The following is a 15,481-nucleotide window of genomic DNA, read 5'->3' as shown; positions in this document are numbered from 1 at the left end:
TTCCCGATCAGAGCAGAATGTCGGTGTAGAGCTCGGACGCATCCGGCTCGGGGTCGTTCTGGGCGAAGTCGGCGCTGTCGGCAACGATATCACGGACATCCTTGTCGATGGCCTTGAGTTCGTCTTCGCTGGCCCAGCCCTGCTCCAGAAGGCGTGCTTTCACCTGCTCGATCGGATCGTGTTCCGAACGCATCTTCTGCACTTCGTCCTTGGAACGGTATTTCGCCGGGTCGGACATGGAGTGACCGCGGTAACGGTAGGTCAGCATTTCCAGAATGATCGGACCCTTGCCGGAACGGCAATGTTCCAGCGCCTGATCGGCTGCTGCCTTGACGGCGCGCACATCCATGCCATCCACCTGAATGCCTGGAATGCCGAAGGACTGGCCACGCAGCGAATAGTTCGACTGGGCGGTGGCGCGGGCGGTCGAGGTGCCCATGGCATAACGGTTGTTTTCGACGATATAGATGATCGGCAACTTCCAGAGAGCGGCCATGTTGAAGCTCTCATAGACCTGGCCCTGGTTCGCCGCGCCGTCACCGAAGTAGGTCACGGAGACGTTGTCGTTACCGCGATAGCGGTTGGCGAATGCGAGGCCGGTGCCGAGCGACACCTGGGCACCGACGATGCCGTGACCACCATAAAAATGCTTCTCTTTCGAGAACATGTGCATGGAGCCGCCCTTGCCCTTAGACAGACCGCCCTTGCGGCCGGTCAGTTCGGCCATGACGCCACGGGCGCTCATGCCGCAGGCGAGCATGTGACCATGGTCGCGATAGGCGGTGATGACCTGGTCGCCCTCTTTCTGAGCCATCTGCATGCCAACGACGACAGCTTCCTGGCCGATATAGAGGTGACAGAAACCACCGATGAAGCCCATGCCATAGAGCTGGCCGGCCTTTTCTTCAAAACGGCGTATCAGAAGCATCTCGCGATAGGCGTGAAGCTCTTCTTCCTTCGAGAAGTCGGGGCTGTTCTTGCCGGTGAATTCGGTTGCGGACTTTGCCGTTGTCTTGCGGCCGGATACGGTCGCTGATTTTCGCGGCGCCATTCATCCCTCCCTGAGTTGCCGTTTGAATGGATAGAGTGGCGCGTACCATATGCAAGAAAGCGCCATGCAGCAATGCTTTAAACGCATGGCACATATTCACGCTAAGATGCTGTGAATAAATCAAAAATGTTGAATTAACCTAATCTCGGTTAATCAGAAATATGTGTTCATGATGACGATTTCGTCCGTTCGGGACATGTTCAGCTGGTACCGGGAAATCTCGTCGATCATGTCCCGCTCAAGCGAACCGTCACTCAACAGTTCCACCTGACGCTCCAGCGCCACGCGCGCCTGTGTCAGCTTTGCAAGCTCCGCCGTCCGGGTAATACGCTGCCGTTCCAGCCGCTCCGTTGCCTGAAGGCCGAAATCACCATGGATCGAATGATAACCGAAGTAGGAAAGAAAAGCGATGGTAATGGCTGGAACGATCAGCCGACCGAATCGTCTCTTTTTATGATGCCTGGTCCACATGCCGGAGAGATGCCTCAAAACGCGTAACGTGAGTCTGAGACTAGAGCGGATTGTTTAACTATCCGTTGACCTTAAATTCCAATCGGCAATTGGGCATGAAAAAGCCCGCCGGAGGGCGGGCTGGATTGGTGGGGGACCTGCCCTCCCCACCGTCATCCTCGCCCTTGAGGCGAGGATCCAAAAACGTACCGTGGTGGATCCTCGGGTCAAGCCCGAGGATGACATCTCATATGTAGATGCGTTTTTCACCACCTCTGCCCGCAAGACAGCGGGCCCAGAAACCCGAACGCAAATTAACCGCGCAGGATTGAACGGCCGGCGTAAGCAGCCTGAGGGCCGAGCATTTCCTCGATACGGATCAGCTGGTTGTACTTTGCGAGCCGGTCGGAACGGGCAAGCGAGCCGGTCTTGATCTGACCGCAGTTCGTGGCAACTGCGAGATCGGCGATGGTCGAATCTTCGGTCTCGCCCGAACGGTGCGACATGACGGCGGTGTAGCCGGCCTTGTGGGCGGTTTCGACCGCGTCCAGCGTCTCGGAAAGCGAACCGATCTGGTTGACCTTGACGAGGATGGAGTTGGCGACGCCCATCTTGATGCCGTCACGAAGACGCGCGGAGTTGGTGACGAAGAGATCGTCGCCGACCAGCTGGCACTTATTGCCGATGAGATCGGTCAATGTCTTCCAGCCGTCCCAGTCGTCTTCAGCCATCCCGTCTTCGATGGAAATGATCGGGTACTTGGCAACGAGGTCAGCAAGGTATTCAGCCATGGCGCCCGATTCCAGCGTGCGGCCTTCGCCCTCGAGAACGTATTTGCCGTTCTTGAAGAATTCCGTCGATGCACAGTCGAGGCCGACATACATGTCTTCGCCCGGACGGTAACCGGCCTTTTCGATCGACTTCATGATGAAATCGAGCGCGGCAGGCGCGCTTTCGAGGCCGGGGGCGAAACCGCCTTCATCGCCGACATTGGTGTTGTGGCCCTGCGCGGAGAGCTCTTTCTTCAGCGTGTGGAACACTTCCGAACCCATGCGCACGGCTTCGCGGATGTTTTCTGCGCCAACCGGCAGGATCATGAATTCCTGGAAGTCGATCGGGTTGTCGGCGTGGGCGCCGCCGTTGATGATGTTCATCATCGGAACCGGCAGCAGATGCGCGTTCGGGCCGCCCACATAGCGGTAGAGCGGCAGGCCGGAGGCTTCGGCAGCAGCCTTGGCGATGGCGAGCGAAACGCCGAGAATGGCGTTGGCGCCGATGCGCGACTTGTTCGGGGTACCGTCCAGCGCGATCATCATCTGGTCGATCTGAATCTGGTTTTCAGCATCGAAGCCGCCGATGGCGTCGAAGATTTCCGTGTTGACGGCTTCAACAGCCTTTTCCACGCCCTTGCCGAGATAACGCTTGCCGCCGTCGCGCAGCTCAACCGCTTCATGCGCGCCGGTGGAGGCGCCCGACGGAACGGCTGCACGGCCCATGGAGCCGTCTTCGAGGTACACATCGACTTCAACGGTCGGGTTGCCGCGGCTGTCGAGGATTTCGCGCGCGATGATATCGGTAATGGCAGTCATGGTCTCTCCCTTGGGAATGGAACAGATATTTTCCGTCGCCTGTCTTAGACGATGGCGAAGAAATTACAATGACGGCAGGCCGTAGAAAGGGAACCACCGCCATTTAAAATCGATTGGCACGGCACCGCGCCCGCCGCTCAGGCTTTCGCGATGGCGTCGAAGGCCAGCAGCTTTTCGAGCAGTTTCGGCATATCCTTCAGGTGAACCATGTTCGGGCCGTCAGAAGGCGCATTGTCCGGGTCCTCATGGGTCTCGATGAAGAGGCCTGCGACACCAACGGCGACAGCTGCGCGAGACAGCGTCTCGACAAATTCCCGCTGACCGCCGGTGGAACCGCCCTGCCCGCCCGGCTGCTGCACCGAGTGGGTGGCGTCGAAGACAACAGGTGCGCCGAGGGATGCCATGATCGGTAGAGAACGCATGTCGGAGATCAGCGTATTGTAGCCGAAGGACGCGCCGCGTTCGCACAGCAACACATTGGGGTTGCCGCTTTCATTCAGTTTGGCGAGCACGTTCTTCATGTCCCATGGCGCCAGGAACTGGCCTTTCTTGACATTGATGACACGGCCGGTTTTTGCGGCGGCAACGAGAAGGTCGGTCTGACGGCTGAGGAAGGCCGGGATCTGCAGCACATCCACCACTTCGGAAACGATGGCGCACTGTTCTTCGGTGTGAATGTCTGTCAGGACGGGAAAGCCGAATTCCTTCTTGAGATCGGCAAATATCTGCATGGCACTGTCCAGACCGATGCCACGCTTGCCGGAAAGCGAGGTGCGGTTCGCCTTGTCGAAGGATGACTTGTAAACGAGGCCGATTCCGAGCCCGTCACAAAGCTCCTTCAAGACGCCCGCAATCATGAAGGCGTGCTCCCGGCTTTCCATCTGGCAGGGGCCGGCGATCAGTGAAAAACGCTCGCTATTGCAAAAGGAAACCTTGCTGGCGCCCTGGCCGGCGGTGACTTTGAGATTGTTCGTGACGCTCATCTTTTTTCCTCGAAGGCGAAATCGACGCCCTGTCCGGGTGCTGCGGGCACCACCAGACGGCCGCCCGCTTCTGCGCTGGACACGCCATTAGCAGCAAGTACCGTCGCTGTCACGGCAAGATCGTCAACGGAAAAGACAACGCCCATGCCGCGCAGGCCCTCACCGCTTTTTCCCGTAGCCTTCGGGTCAACGCCAGAAAGGGCGGGTCTTCCGCTCAGCCTCACCCTTGCATTGCCGGTTTCGAAAACGACATCACCATCCGGAGACACAACGCCGTTGCAGCCGAAAACCGTTTCGATCAAGTGAGTGTCACTCCGCTTACCGGAACACAGCACGATCTCGCAAAGGCCCAGAACTCCGTTCTGGTGACGTTCCAGTGCAGCGCGGTCCCCCGGCAGTGCCTGCAGGCGTTGACAACTGAAGAGGAAGAAATCCGCAGCCGATCCGCTTGCCGCGAAGGCAAGCCGGAACGCCGCCTCGCCTGACGATCCGTCCGGCATTTGCATAGGCCGCGAAAATTCGAAGACCTCGCCGGCCGATACGCCGGACGCCACGAATCTCCGGTGATCGGCACGAGCGTCAGCGGTGGAGGCCGTAAGGGCAGAAAAACCTTCCTGTCCGTACGATCGCCGGAATGCCTGATCCCTGCCGGTGAAAACATCACCTCTCTCGACCGACGCGATATAGCTAACCCGGTCAGTAACTGTCAGAGGCTCCAGATAGGTGCCATCCCTGAAGAAGACGCAGGCATTCTCCGTGCCGAAAGGATGGAGAGCCTGTGGCGCGACCGTAAAGCCAAGGACCTTGAGCCGCGCGGCCGCTACCGCAAGGTCCCGAACGGGCAGAACGAGATGATCGACGCGATGCCTGTCAGCCATAAATCTTGCCTTTTTGACGCGCCCGGCGCAGATGCCGGGTATTGAAGCTGACAAAAGCACGAAGGGCGCCGGGAATGCAAATGACGGGCCTGCGCGTCGATGCCTGTATCGGCAAAGGCTGGAGTTCAAGAAAGCGACGGCATCCCGCCCGTCAGTCATCGTTTCCGCTTCGGCGTTGTCCCTAAGATCAAATCACGATCGGAGGCGCATCCTTCACGAAATTTTAGGGGATTGCGGAACACATATGGAACATATAGTGTTCGTTCTGTATTTGTTTCGCGACTTCAACGACGATTCTCAAGGGTGTTTTCCTCATGCTCACGCGCAAACAGCAGGAATTGCTTCTCTTCATTCATGAAAGAATGAAAGAGTCCGGCGTGCCGCCCTCCTTCGATGAAATGAAGGACGCACTCGATCTTGCCTCCAAATCCGGCATCCACCGGCTGATCACTGCCCTGGAAGAGCGCGGGTTCATTCGCCGGCTACCTAACAGGGCGCGAGCGCTTGAAGTGATCAAGCTGCCGGAGGCCTATGTGCCCGGCTCGAGGCCGCAACGGGGCTTCTCGCCGAGCGTTATTGAAGGCAGTCTCGGCAAGCCCAAGATGCCCGAGCCCGCCCCTGCTCCCAAGGCGCCTGCGAACGACATAGCAGGCGCGGCAACCGTGCCCGTCATGGGCCGGATCGCTGCCGGTGTGCCGATCTCAGCCATTCAGAACAATACGCATGACGTGGCGGTTCCGGTGGACATGCTCGGCTCGGGCGAACATTACGCGCTCGAGGTCAAGGGCGATTCGATGATTGAGGCCGGCATCTTCGATGGCGATACCGTCATCATTCGCAACGGTAACACCGCCAATCCCGGCGATATCATCGTGGCGCTGGTGGATGACGAGGAAGCGACGCTGAAGCGCTTCCGTCGCAAAGGCGCCTCGATCGCACTTGAAGCCGCAAACCCTGCCTATGAGACCCGCATTTTCGGACCTGATCGGGTTAAAATCCAGGGCAAGCTGGTAGGGCTGATCCGCCGGTATCATTGATGCTGCTGCCGGTCCGGATAAGGCCGGAGCGGTCGATGAGCGATAAACCAGGCCTTCAAGATGAACGGCGCGTCATTCCACTCGAGTGATGCGCCTTTTCTTTTTAATGGCGGCGAAGGCGGCTTTGCCAGAGGACGTCGGCAGGGATGGCGCCCCACCCATCAATTGGCGTTATGGGAGCGATGGATTCTTTGCGATATTCCGGGCCGGGCCGCTGGTATAAAAACCCGCTTCACAGTCAGGAGACCCGCAATGTACGATCTTTATATCGCCAACAAGAATTACTCCTCCTGGTCGCTGAGGCCATGGGTCCTGATGCGTACGCTCGGTATCGCCTTCGAGGAGAAACTCGTCCCGTTTGGTGAAGGCGTGTCATTCTCCACCTTTTCCCCAACTGGCAAGGTGCCTTGCCTTGTCGATGATGGCGTGACGATTTGGGAGTCACTCTCGATTGCCGAATATCTTGCCGAACGTCATCAAGGGGTATGGGCAAGCGACAAGCATGCGAGAGCCTGGTCGCGGTCGGCAGCAAGCGAAATGCATGCGGGATTTTCGTCCCTTCGCAATCTCTACCCCATGTCCGTTGGCGTTCGTGTCAGACCGAACCTCAGCGATGCCGGGCTTGCGGCGGATATAAAGCGTGTCGATGCGTTGTGGAGCGAGGGCCTGTCGAATTTCGGTGGTCCCTATCTCGCCGGTCAGAAGTTCACGGCGGTGGATGCCTTCTACTGCCCTGTGGCATTCCGTTTCCAGACGTATGGCGCAGACCTTTCTCCTGCGGCAAAAGCCTATTGTGAGCGACTGCTCGCTCTGCCTTCCATGCGCGAATGGTATGAGGCGGGACTGAAGGAGACCTGGCGTGACGCGGCACATGAAGAGGAGATCGCCGGAATTGGCGAATTGACGACGGATCTACGCGCAAAGGCCTGACGATCCTCGCTGGTGGCGATCATTGCGACGCCGCCAGCAGACGGGTGATCGTTTCAGGCAATTCCCGGTCGAAACGTCCGGTTTTCCAGTCATAATATCGATGTTCACTCCACGGGCGGTTTGCGCCCGCGGTCGACGCCCGTAGCCGACCGACAACGCCGGGCTGATCGCTCCTCGCGAAGTCTATCTCCACGGAACCGATGCGCCGCAATATGTCGCGGTTGAGGAGTAACGCGCCCGAGCGACACTGTGCAAACGACGTTCTGCGGGAAACAATGACGATGTCGGCAATGTCACATGCTTTTCCGGCGAGGCGGCCGTCTTCCAGTACGATGATCCATTCGCCGCTTTCCGCACGCGCCACGCACCAGCGACCTGACTTGCATGTAAAAATTCCAGGCGCTGCATCCTTCAACGCAGCCGCCATGTCTCGTCCCACAGCCTTTATTTCGTCCCGCGTGAGCTTTGATTTCCTGGTGAGTGCGATGCCGGACGCGGTTGGAACGTCTTGTCTGAGGATAACGGGCGCGAGCGGTTTCTCCGGAAGCAGCAGCGCCCTTTGCCACTGGTCATAGATGAAGCCATGCGGCCGGGTTTTTGTGGCGTAAACCTTGTTCCCGTCCAGAAGCGTGACCAGAGAACCGTCTTCATGAACGAGGAGATCGGGCAGATCGCGCTGAGATGTCGCTGCCGAGAGGCCGAAGGCAAGCAGCAAAGGCGGAATGCCCAAAAGCGCAAGGCGGCTGCGCAGCAGGGTCAGCAGCAGGAAGCCAGCCGAGGCGATGCCGATGAACCAGCCATGCGGACGTCCGGTCGCGGCGCTGCCACCCCAGGAGGCGACTTCGTCCGCGACCTCTATGACCAGCGCCATGCCATGGCCCATGACCTTCAGGAATGGCGCGTCGAGCCCGAACGGCATGAGCAGCATGGCAATCAAACCGAAGGGCATGACGATCAGCGACATGAGCGGGGTGGCGGCGAGATTGGCAAAAAGTCCATAGGTGGTGACACGCTGGAAATGTTCGGCAGAATAGATTGCTGTCGAAAGCCCACCGATCAGCGACGTTGTGATAACGCCGCCGATCACCGCACCTGCCGTTTGCGCCACCGTCACCCAAGCCGGTTTTCGCCCCCTAAAAAGACGCTCGCGGTCAATGCGCCATCGGCTCCAGGCCGCATAGGCAGAAACAAGCGCGATCGTTGCGGCAAAAGACATCTGAAAGCTTGGACCCATCACTTCGGACGGGGACAGCGCCAGTATCACGAGGGCGGAGAGCGCAACATTTCTCAGGCTGAGCGAGGGCTGATCGAAGAGCACCGCAATCAGCATCACCGACATCATCAGCCAGGCCCGCTCTGCGGAAACTGCGAAACCGGAAATCAGATAGTAGCAAAGTGTCATCAGGAGCGCTGCGAAGGCGGATATCTTCTTGACCGGCCATCGCTGGGCAAAGGCTGGGAACAGGCTGAATGCGAGCCTCATGCCGACAAAGAAGATGCCTGATGCCAAAGCCATATTGAGCCCGGATATGGCAACGATATGAGCCAGCCCCGAGACCCGCAGCGCCTCCATGGTTTTCGGCGATATGGCTTGTCTCTCATCGGTGACGATGGATGCAGCAAAGGCACCCGCGTCGCCGCCGATCGTCGTGCGAATGCGCTCGGCGATGGCGGCACGCAGGCGATAAAGCCACATGTCGGCCATCTCCAGCCAACCCTCGGCCCCAAGGTCCGCCGTCGCCACCGCCTGGGGCGGCTGGTAAAAAAAGCCTGTCGCGCCGATGCCCCGGAAATAGGATGAAAAGGCAAAGTCGTTCAATCCCGGCAAAGCCGGTCCGGACGGTGGAGAGAGCCGTGCCTTGCCGCGTATGGTCGCGCCGATGGGCAGGGCGTCGCCGCCACCGCGCGCAAGGAGCGACACCCTCCCCGGCAGACGCGTTAGTGACGGCGCTTCAGTGGAGTGGAGCTGCACCAGATACCGCCAGTCGCCCCGAGCATCCACTTCCCGGCGCACCACCTTGCCGGTGAGCGTGGTGGTGACCGGCGTGTCCAGAAGGATGGTCGCCGCACGGCGGGTTTCCAGTTCCGCAAAAAGCATGCCGAGCAACAAGAGGGCGACAAGGCTGCACGCCCTTCCCACCGTATCAAGGCGGTATCGGTTGAGAAGCGCCAGTGGGGCCGCGACTAAAAATGCGACGATCAGAAGGGGCAAGGAAGGCGCGGTGTCGAGAGAAAACCAGAGGATCGCTCCGCAACCGATGACAACGGGTACGAAAAGAAAATCGTGCCCGAATGCGCGTTCTTCCGTCAGCCAGACGGCAACTTTTCGAGAAACGGAAACGCCGGGTTCGGGCCTGTCGACCAGAGGCGGCAGAACAGGGATCGCGACGGCGACGGTCCGCTGCAGCGGAAACAGGATATCCACCGTGCCGGGGGCGTTTCCCTGCATCGTTTCGGCATATCCGAAATGCTGTTTTTCGCCTTGACCAAGCATTCTGCGCCGCGCCCCTGCCGCACTGTAAACAGGTTTGCAGAGGGACGCCCGAGATTGCAATGCTTTCCTTTAACCGCGCGTTGACCGAGATTGAATTGCTTCGATCGACGAGGCCAAAAGCAACGCATTTGCGTTTGCCGCAATGCACAATTTGACCTTTGGATAGCTTGGCATCTGCGACAGGATCATATAGCTAATCGGTAGACGCTTAACCGCGGGGCGTGTCTCAACGCCCCCACCCGCATGTTTTCGGAGGATCAGTATGACGGAAAAAAGCGCTACAGTGACACTTGGCGACAAACAGGTCGAACTCCCTGTCAGGGAAGGCACGATCGGGCCGAGCGTCGTCGATATCGGCACGCTGTACAAACACACGGGCTCCTTCACTTACGACCCGGGTTTCACGTCGACGGCCTCCTGCGAATCCAAGATCACCTATATCGACGGTGACGAAGGTGTTCTCCTGCACCGTGGCTTCCCCATCGAACAGCTCGCCGAACAGGGCGACTTCCTGGAAACCTGCTATCTGCTGCTTTACGGCGAACTGCCGACGGCGGCACAGAAGAAAGATTTCGATACCCGCGTCACGCGCCACACCATGGTGCACGAGCAGATGAGCCGCTTCTTTACCGGCTACCGTCGCGACGCACATCCGATGGCCGTCATGTGCGGCACGGTCGGCGCTCTCTCGGCCTTTTACCACGACTCGACCGACATCACCGATCCGCATCAGCGCATGGTCGCATCGCTTCGCATGATCGCCAAGATGCCGACGATCGCCGCGATGGCCTACAAGTACCATATCGGCCAGCCCTTCGTTTACCCGAAGAACGATCTGGATTACGCCTCCAACTTCCTGCACATGTGCTTTGCCGTGCCGTGCGAGGAATACAAGGTCGATCCGGTTCTGGCCCGCGCCATGGACCGCATCTTCATTCTGCATGCCGATCACGAGCAGAATGCCTCCACCTCCACGGTGCGTCTTGCCGGTTCGTCGGGCGCCAACCCGTTCGCCTGTATTGCGGCCGGCATTGCCTGCCTCTGGGGTCCGGCACACGGCGGCGCCAACGAAGCGGCGCTCAACATGCTCAATGAAATCGGCTCGGTTGATCGCATTCCGGAATACATCGCCCGCGCCAAGGACAAGAACGACCCGTTCCGCCTGATGGGCTTTGGTCACCGCGTCTACAAGAACTACGACCCGCGCGCCAAGATCATGCAGAAGACGATGTATGAAGTGCTGGAAGCCACTGGCAATTCCGACGATCCGATCATGCAGGTCGCGCTGGAACTGGAAAAGATCGCCCTTTCCGACCCGTATTTTGTCGAAAAGAAGCTTTACCCGAATGTCGACTTCTATTCGGGCATCACGCTGAAGGCACTCGGCTTCCCCACGACCATGTTTACCGTTCTCTTCGCTCTCGCCCGTACCGTTGGCTGGATCGCACAGTGGAACGAAATGATCGAAGATCCGCAGCAGCGCATCGGCCGTCCGCGCCAGCTTTACACGGGTGCCGGCAAACGCGACTACGTTCCGGTTTCCAAGCGTTAATCGGCAAACCACATCAAAGGCCGGCGGGTTTTACTCGCCGGCCTTTTTGCTTGCCATTGTGGATTGGGATACACGCGATGGGACCGGCAGCAACACAGACCCTGACACAGCCGGGGCTTCAACTTCACTGTCTGCGGGCGTTCACGACCTCAAGGAGAATAGCCGCGCCGGTTTCGCCGGGCGGGACATCCGTGCGCAGACGTTGCTGCACCAGAGCATAACCTTCAAGCATGGCCTTCCGCTCAATTGTATCGGATGACAGGCGTTCCGCCCAACGCAGCATCGATCCGGCCCTGACCACCTCGTTGAAATACTCCGGGACGACAGCATAATCGGCAATGAGATTGGGTAGCGCACCCGTCCAGGTCTTCACCCGCTTGCTCAGCATGGTGAAAATCCAGTCGGTCTTGTAGACAGATATGGTCGGCACGCCGGCAAGAGCCAACTCAAGAATGACCGTGCCTGACGCTGCGATAGCCGCATCGGCTTCCGCAAAGGAGTTCCACTTGAAAGCAGGATCGATGCCGATTTCGGGTCTGATTTCCTGCGGCCAAGACGCCGCCAGTTCGCGGATGCGATGTTCCTGACGTGGAACGGTGGGCAGCAGAAACCGCGTCGGACCATTCCGTTCCACAAAAGCCTTCGCCGCGTGCTGGAACGGCTCCATCAGCCTGGTGGTCTCGGTGGAACGCGACCCGGGCAGAAGAAGAATCGTCTTCGGCCGCCCCTCCGCTGGAAGTGGCCGTTCTGCCCGCTTCCGACGCACCGCGAGGACGTCCGGATCGACGCTGAGGCGATGGCCGACGAATGTGGTCGGCGGGCCTCCGAGACTGCGCATCGCCTCCGGCTCAAATGGCAGGAGAGCCAGGACATGGTCCACATAGGATAACATCGCCGTGGCGCGATGTTCTTTCCAGGCCCAGACGCTCGGGCAAACATAATTGACGACCGGCAGATGCGGCAGTTCCTTGCGGACTTTTTTTGCCACTCGATGGGTGAAATCCGGGCTGTCGATGATCAAAAGGACATCCGGTTTTTCCCGTATCACCGCCTCAGCCGCCCGGTTGATCAGGCCGATCAGTTTGGGCAGTTTCTTGAGGACCTGCGTGAACCCCATGATCGAGAGTTCGGAATAATCAAAAAGAGAAGTGAGCCCCTGTCCCTCGAGCGCCTCGCCGCCGACGCCGACAAGTTCGATCGAACCGGGATATCGGGCCTTGAGGGCCCGGATCAGATCCGCGCCGAGAAGATCGCCCGACACTTCGCCGGCGATGACCGCCACCTTCAATCTCTCCGTCATTCCATCATGTCTCCGTGAAGTGACGTATCGATGCCACAGACGAATATGCCCGCCTGATCGGCAGCTTTCAACATCGCGTCACGATCGAGCACCAGTGCGCGTCCGGCTTCGACGGCAATGCCCGCAAGCCCGGCCTTTTGGGCATTTTCGACAGTTTCGATCCCGATTGTCGGCAGATCGGCGCGTATATCCTGCTGCGGTTTGCAGAGCTTGACCAGCACGCCCCGGCGGCGGGGCGAGATGCGTCCCTCCGCGCGCAATGCCGCGACGCGCAGTAACATTGCGTCCGTGCCTTCAACGCCCTCGAGCGCCACGATGCGGCCGCCGACGGAGACCGCACCCTGCCCGACATCAAGTTTGCCGAGCGCAAGCGCCGCCTCAGCTGCCTTGCGTATGTCCTTCAAATCATCTTCGGCCGGTTTTTGCGTGCCGAAAGCGCCAGTCGTGGCCAAGAGGCCTGGAGCGATCTCATGCGCGCCGATGACTTTCGCACCGAGCGTGCCGATGATCTTTATGACCATCTGCAGAACGGCGTCATCGCCGCCCGACAACAGCGTTTTGACGATGGATGGCAGTTTTAGCAGGATGGCGACGGTGGGGCGGATTTCACGCCATTCCGGCCGCCGCGCCACGGCCCCGGAAAGCACGACACGATCCACCCGATTGTCACGCAGCAGCCTGCCAAGCCCGGCGACGTCTCCGACGGAGATGACGGCGTTGTCGAAACCGCTCCAGTCGAAGCGGGAATCATCGCGCAGCCGCACGATGAAAGGATCTTCTCCCATCTCACGGGCTGCGTTCGCCACGTAAAGCGGCAACTGGCCGCTGCCGGCCACAATGGCGAGACGCCCGCCGCCTGTCACGGCTCACTTGCCCCGGTTGGGGGAAGAGATCGCGCGGTCGCTGTCCACTCCAATGAAATCGATGATTTCTAGCGCCTGCGGGCAATCCAGATATTCGCTGCGGTCGATCGCTGCCGCATTGCCGCGGATCGTGCCTTCCGCCTCGAATATCTGCTTGAAGACGCGCCGGACCTTGTGGATATCTGCGCGCTCAATGCCGGCACGCGTCATGCCAACGACATTGAGGCCGCCGAGAATGCCGGGATTGCCATTCAGCATGCCATAGGGAATGACATCGTAATTGACCGCGGACAGTCCGCCGATGAAGGCCTGACGGCCAATGCGGGTGAACTGGTGAACAGCACAGCCGCCGCCCAGAATGGCGCGGTCCTCGATCGTCACATGGCCGGCCAGCATCACATTGTTGGACAGGATGATGTGGTCGCCAAGGCGGCAATCATGCGCCACATGTGAGTTGGCAAGGAACAGATTGTCGTTACCGACGATCGTCTTGCCGCTGCCATCAGAGCTGCCGGCGTTCATGGTGACGCCTTCGCGCATGATGCAGCGCTCGCCAATTTCGAGCGTGGTTTCAGAACCGTCGTGGCGAACCGCCTGCGGCGTGCCGCCGATGACCGCCATGGGGTGGACGACCGATCCACGGCCGATGACCGTCAGGCCGGATACAACGGCATGATTGTGCAGCCGGACATCATCATGCAGCGTGACTTTCGCGCCGACGTAGCTCAGCGCACCGATGACGACGTTTTCACCGATCACCGCGCCATCTTCGATCACGGCGGTGGGGTGAATTCTGGCCGAGGCGGCAATCGTGCTCATTGCTGGTCCTCGGGGATCATCATGGCGCCGACATCAGCCTCCGCCACCAGCGCGCCGTCCACCTTCGCCTCGCAATGGAATTTGAAGACATTGCCGCGCTGGCGCTGCTTGACGACGTGGATTTCCAGACGATCGCCGGGGATCACGGGTTTGCGGAAACGGGCGTTGTCGATTGTCATGAAGTAGACCAGATGGCCGCCCTCACCTTGACTGCGGGCGCATATTGCACCTGCCGTCTGGGCCATGGCTTCGACGATCAGAACACCCGGCATGATCGGCCGGTCCGGGAAGTGGCCGGTGAAATGCGGTTCGTTGACCGTCACGTTCTTGATGCCGGTCGCCGAATTGTTACCGTCAATATCGATGATCTTGTCGATCAGCAAGAATGGGTAACGATGCGGCAGAAGCTTCATGACTTCCAGAATGTCAGCCGCGCCGAGCGTCGTCTTCGTTTCTTCAGTCATTGTTTTTCTCTCCTGTTTTCTTATCACGCCCTTCAGCGCGTGCCAGAATTTCGGCCATGTCGCGCAGGAAATATTTCATCGGTCGCGCAGGCGTTCCGCCATAACGGGCGCCTGCCGGCACGTCCGCCACAACACCGCTCATGGCAGCGATCTGCACGCCGTCGCCAATGTTGATATGGCCATTGATGCCTGCCGCACCACCAATCATCACACCGTCGCCGATACGGGTGCTGCCCGCAATGCCGACCTTGCTGACGATGCCGCAATGGCGGCCGATGCGAACGTTGTGGCCAATCTGGACCTGATTGTCGATCTTGGTGCCTTCGCCGATCACCGTGTCATCCATGGTGCCGCGATCGATCGTGGTGTTCGCGCCGATCTCGACATTGTCCTGGATGATGACACGGCCAATCTGGACGATCTTCAGCATGCCGCGTGGACCGGGGGCATAACCGAAACCGTCTTGCCCGATGCGCGCACCATTGTGGATAATCACATTATTACCGATGAGCGCGGCAAGAACGCTTGCGCCGCCTGCAATGGTGCAATCGCGTCCGATCTGTACATCCTGCCCGATGATGACACCGGGCCCGATCCGCGTACCAGCACCGATATGGGCGCCGGCGCCGATCACTGCGAGCGCCTCGACAATGACGCCCGATTCCAGCTTCGCGGAAGGATCGACATGCGCAGCATGAGAAATTTCGCTTTCCATCCGCGCGATCGGACCGGGACGCATCGCCGAGGGGTGCAGCAAGGCACCAACCTGGGCAAACAGCGTGTGTGGATTTTTCGATATCAGCGCGGGGATGTCGGACGGAAGCATGTCCACAAGGGCAGCGTCACAAATGACGGCGGCGGCTTCGCAGGTCTGCAGCTCATCGCGGTTCTTGCGCGAAAGGATATAGCAGAGCTGATCGGGTTTTGCCCGATAGACCGGAGAAACGGACCTGACAATCCGCTCTCCCGCCGCCTCATCAGACAGTTCCGCCCCAAAGCGGTCTGCGATGTCTTTCAATCGCAGTCCCTCGTGGGGCGGAAAAAACGCGTTGTATTCCATTAGCCGGAAAC

14 protein-coding genes are annotated in these 15,481 nt (G+C 59.4%); 3 read left to right on the top strand and 11 right to left on the bottom strand.

From position 1 onward, the window contains the following. Positions 1-7 precede the first annotated feature (7 nt). The 5 genes from pdhA to K7A42_RS20105 form a co-directional block, all read right to left on the bottom strand. On the bottom strand, positions 8-1,051 hold the full coding sequence (gene pdhA / locus K7A42_RS20125; RefSeq protein WP_004441604.1) for a pyruvate dehydrogenase (acetyl-transferring) E1 component subunit alpha: 1,044 nt from the start codon (positions 1,049-1,051) through the stop codon (positions 8-10). Between the two features lie 153 nt (positions 1,052-1,204). Continuing rightward, the gene (locus K7A42_RS20120; protein WP_004441601.1) at positions 1,205-1,522 is read right to left on the bottom strand and encodes an FtsB family cell division protein; all 318 of its coding nucleotides are present in this window, start codon (positions 1,520-1,522) and stop codon (positions 1,205-1,207) included. Between the two features lie 293 nt (positions 1,523-1,815). Continuing rightward, on the bottom strand, positions 1,816-3,090 hold the full coding sequence (eno, locus tag K7A42_RS20115; RefSeq protein ID WP_022556098.1) for a phosphopyruvate hydratase: 1,275 nt from the start codon (positions 3,088-3,090) through the stop codon (positions 1,816-1,818). Between the two features lie 137 nt (positions 3,091-3,227). Next, positions 3,228-4,073 carry a 3-deoxy-8-phosphooctulonate synthase gene (gene kdsA / locus K7A42_RS20110; protein ID WP_037089144.1) on the bottom strand — a complete coding sequence of 282 codons (846 nt, stop codon included), beginning with the start codon at positions 4,071-4,073 and terminating at the stop codon, positions 3,228-3,230. Beyond that, positions 4,070-4,951 carry a VOC family protein gene (locus tag K7A42_RS20105; RefSeq protein WP_282455751.1) on the bottom strand — a complete coding sequence of 294 codons (882 nt, stop codon included), beginning with the start codon at positions 4,949-4,951 and terminating at the stop codon, positions 4,070-4,072. Before K7A42_RS20105 ends, kdsA begins: the two co-directional genes overlap by 4 nt. A 314-nt stretch (positions 4,952-5,265) precedes the next feature. Here K7A42_RS20105 and lexA point away from each other — a divergent pair, with 314 nt between their 5' ends. Continuing rightward, the gene (gene lexA / locus K7A42_RS20100; protein ID WP_045534120.1) at positions 5,266-5,988 is read left to right on the top strand and encodes a transcriptional repressor LexA; all 723 of its coding nucleotides are present in this window, start codon (positions 5,266-5,268) and stop codon (positions 5,986-5,988) included. Positions 5,989-6,240: 252 nt separating this feature from the next. Next, positions 6,241-6,918, top strand: coding sequence for a glutathione S-transferase family protein (locus tag K7A42_RS20095; RefSeq protein ID WP_282455750.1), 678 nt, complete (start codon positions 6,241-6,243; stop codon positions 6,916-6,918). Between the two features lie 19 nt (positions 6,919-6,937). On the opposite strand, the gene K7A42_RS20090 is transcribed toward K7A42_RS20095, so the two are convergent. After that, positions 6,938-9,412, bottom strand: coding sequence for a ComEC/Rec2 family competence protein (locus K7A42_RS20090; protein ID WP_282455749.1), 2,475 nt, complete (start codon positions 9,410-9,412; stop codon positions 6,938-6,940). A 262-nt stretch (positions 9,413-9,674) separates the two neighbouring features. Here K7A42_RS20090 and gltA point away from each other — a divergent pair, with 262 nt between their 5' ends. Continuing rightward, positions 9,675-10,964 (top strand): citrate synthase, encoded by a 1,290-nt coding sequence (gene gltA / locus K7A42_RS20085; RefSeq protein WP_006697561.1) that lies wholly within the window; start codon positions 9,675-9,677, stop codon positions 10,962-10,964. Positions 10,965-11,088: 124 nt separating this feature from the next. Here gltA and lpxB read toward each other — a convergent pair whose 3' ends face one another. From lpxB to lpxD, 5 genes are read right to left on the bottom strand one after another with little or no spacing between them, the layout of a single operon-like run. After that, positions 11,089-12,264: a lipid-A-disaccharide synthase gene (gene lpxB / locus K7A42_RS20080; RefSeq protein ID WP_045534118.1), complete on the bottom strand. Its 1,176-nt coding sequence runs from the start codon at positions 12,262-12,264 to the stop codon at positions 11,089-11,091. Beyond that, positions 12,261-13,127 (bottom strand): LpxI family protein, encoded by an 867-nt coding sequence (locus tag K7A42_RS20075; RefSeq protein WP_035208876.1) that lies wholly within the window; start codon positions 13,125-13,127, stop codon positions 12,261-12,263. The genes lpxB and K7A42_RS20075 overlap by 4 nt, the downstream gene beginning before the upstream one ends. Positions 13,128-13,130: 3 nt before the next feature. Further along, positions 13,131-13,946: an acyl-ACP--UDP-N-acetylglucosamine O-acyltransferase gene (lpxA, locus tag K7A42_RS20070; protein ID WP_006697564.1), complete on the bottom strand. Its 816-nt coding sequence runs from the start codon at positions 13,944-13,946 to the stop codon at positions 13,131-13,133. After that, a complete protein-coding gene (fabZ, locus tag K7A42_RS20065) occupies positions 13,943-14,410 on the bottom strand; it encodes a 3-hydroxyacyl-ACP dehydratase FabZ (protein WP_004441570.1) in 468 nt (155 codons plus the stop codon). The genes lpxA and fabZ overlap by 4 nt, the downstream gene beginning before the upstream one ends. Further along, positions 14,403-15,470 (bottom strand): UDP-3-O-(3-hydroxymyristoyl)glucosamine N-acyltransferase, encoded by a 1,068-nt coding sequence (gene lpxD / locus K7A42_RS20060; RefSeq protein WP_174150896.1) that lies wholly within the window; start codon positions 15,468-15,470, stop codon positions 14,403-14,405. Before lpxD ends, fabZ begins: the two co-directional genes overlap by 8 nt. Between the last annotated feature and the right edge of the window lie 11 nt (positions 15,471-15,481).

Source organism: Agrobacterium sp. InxBP2 (assembly GCF_026191755.1).
GTDB lineage: Bacteria > Pseudomonadota > Alphaproteobacteria > Rhizobiales > Rhizobiaceae > Agrobacterium > Agrobacterium pusense.
Note: the sequence above shows the minus strand (reverse complement) of the source record. Positions and strands in the feature narration are given on the sequence as shown.

Coding starts and splice junctions, on each gene's coding strand:
- pdhA (WP_004441604.1), bottom strand. CDS start 1,051: ATGGCGCCGCGAAAATCAGCGACCGTATCCGGCCGCAAGACAACGGCA.
- K7A42_RS20120 (WP_004441601.1), bottom strand. CDS start 1,522: ATGTGGACCAGGCATCATAAAAAGAGACGATTCGGTCGGCTGATCGTT.
- eno (WP_022556098.1), bottom strand. CDS start 3,090: ATGACTGCCATTACCGATATCATCGCGCGCGAAATCCTCGACAGCCGC.
- kdsA (WP_037089144.1), bottom strand. CDS start 4,073: ATGAGCGTCACGAACAATCTCAAAGTCACCGCCGGCCAGGGCGCCAGC.
- K7A42_RS20105 (WP_282455751.1), bottom strand. CDS start 4,951: ATGGCTGACAGGCATCGCGTCGATCATCTCGTTCTGCCCGTTCGGGAC.
- lexA (WP_045534120.1), top strand. CDS start 5,266: ATGCTCACGCGCAAACAGCAGGAATTGCTTCTCTTCATTCATGAAAGA.
- K7A42_RS20095 (WP_282455750.1), top strand. CDS start 6,241: ATGTACGATCTTTATATCGCCAACAAGAATTACTCCTCCTGGTCGCTG.
- K7A42_RS20090 (WP_282455749.1), bottom strand. CDS start 9,412: ATGCTTGGTCAAGGCGAAAAACAGCATTTCGGATATGCCGAAACGATG.
- gltA (WP_006697561.1), top strand. CDS start 9,675: ATGACGGAAAAAAGCGCTACAGTGACACTTGGCGACAAACAGGTCGAA.
- lpxB (WP_045534118.1), bottom strand. CDS start 12,264: ATGACGGAGAGATTGAAGGTGGCGGTCATCGCCGGCGAAGTGTCGGGC.
- lpxA (WP_006697564.1), bottom strand. CDS start 13,946: ATGAGCACGATTGCCGCCTCGGCCAGAATTCACCCCACCGCCGTGATC.
- fabZ (WP_004441570.1), bottom strand. CDS start 14,410: ATGACTGAAGAAACGAAGACGACGCTCGGCGCGGCTGACATTCTGGAA.
- lpxD (WP_174150896.1), bottom strand. CDS start 15,470: ATGGAATACAACGCGTTTTTTCCGCCCCACGAGGGACTGCGATTGAAA.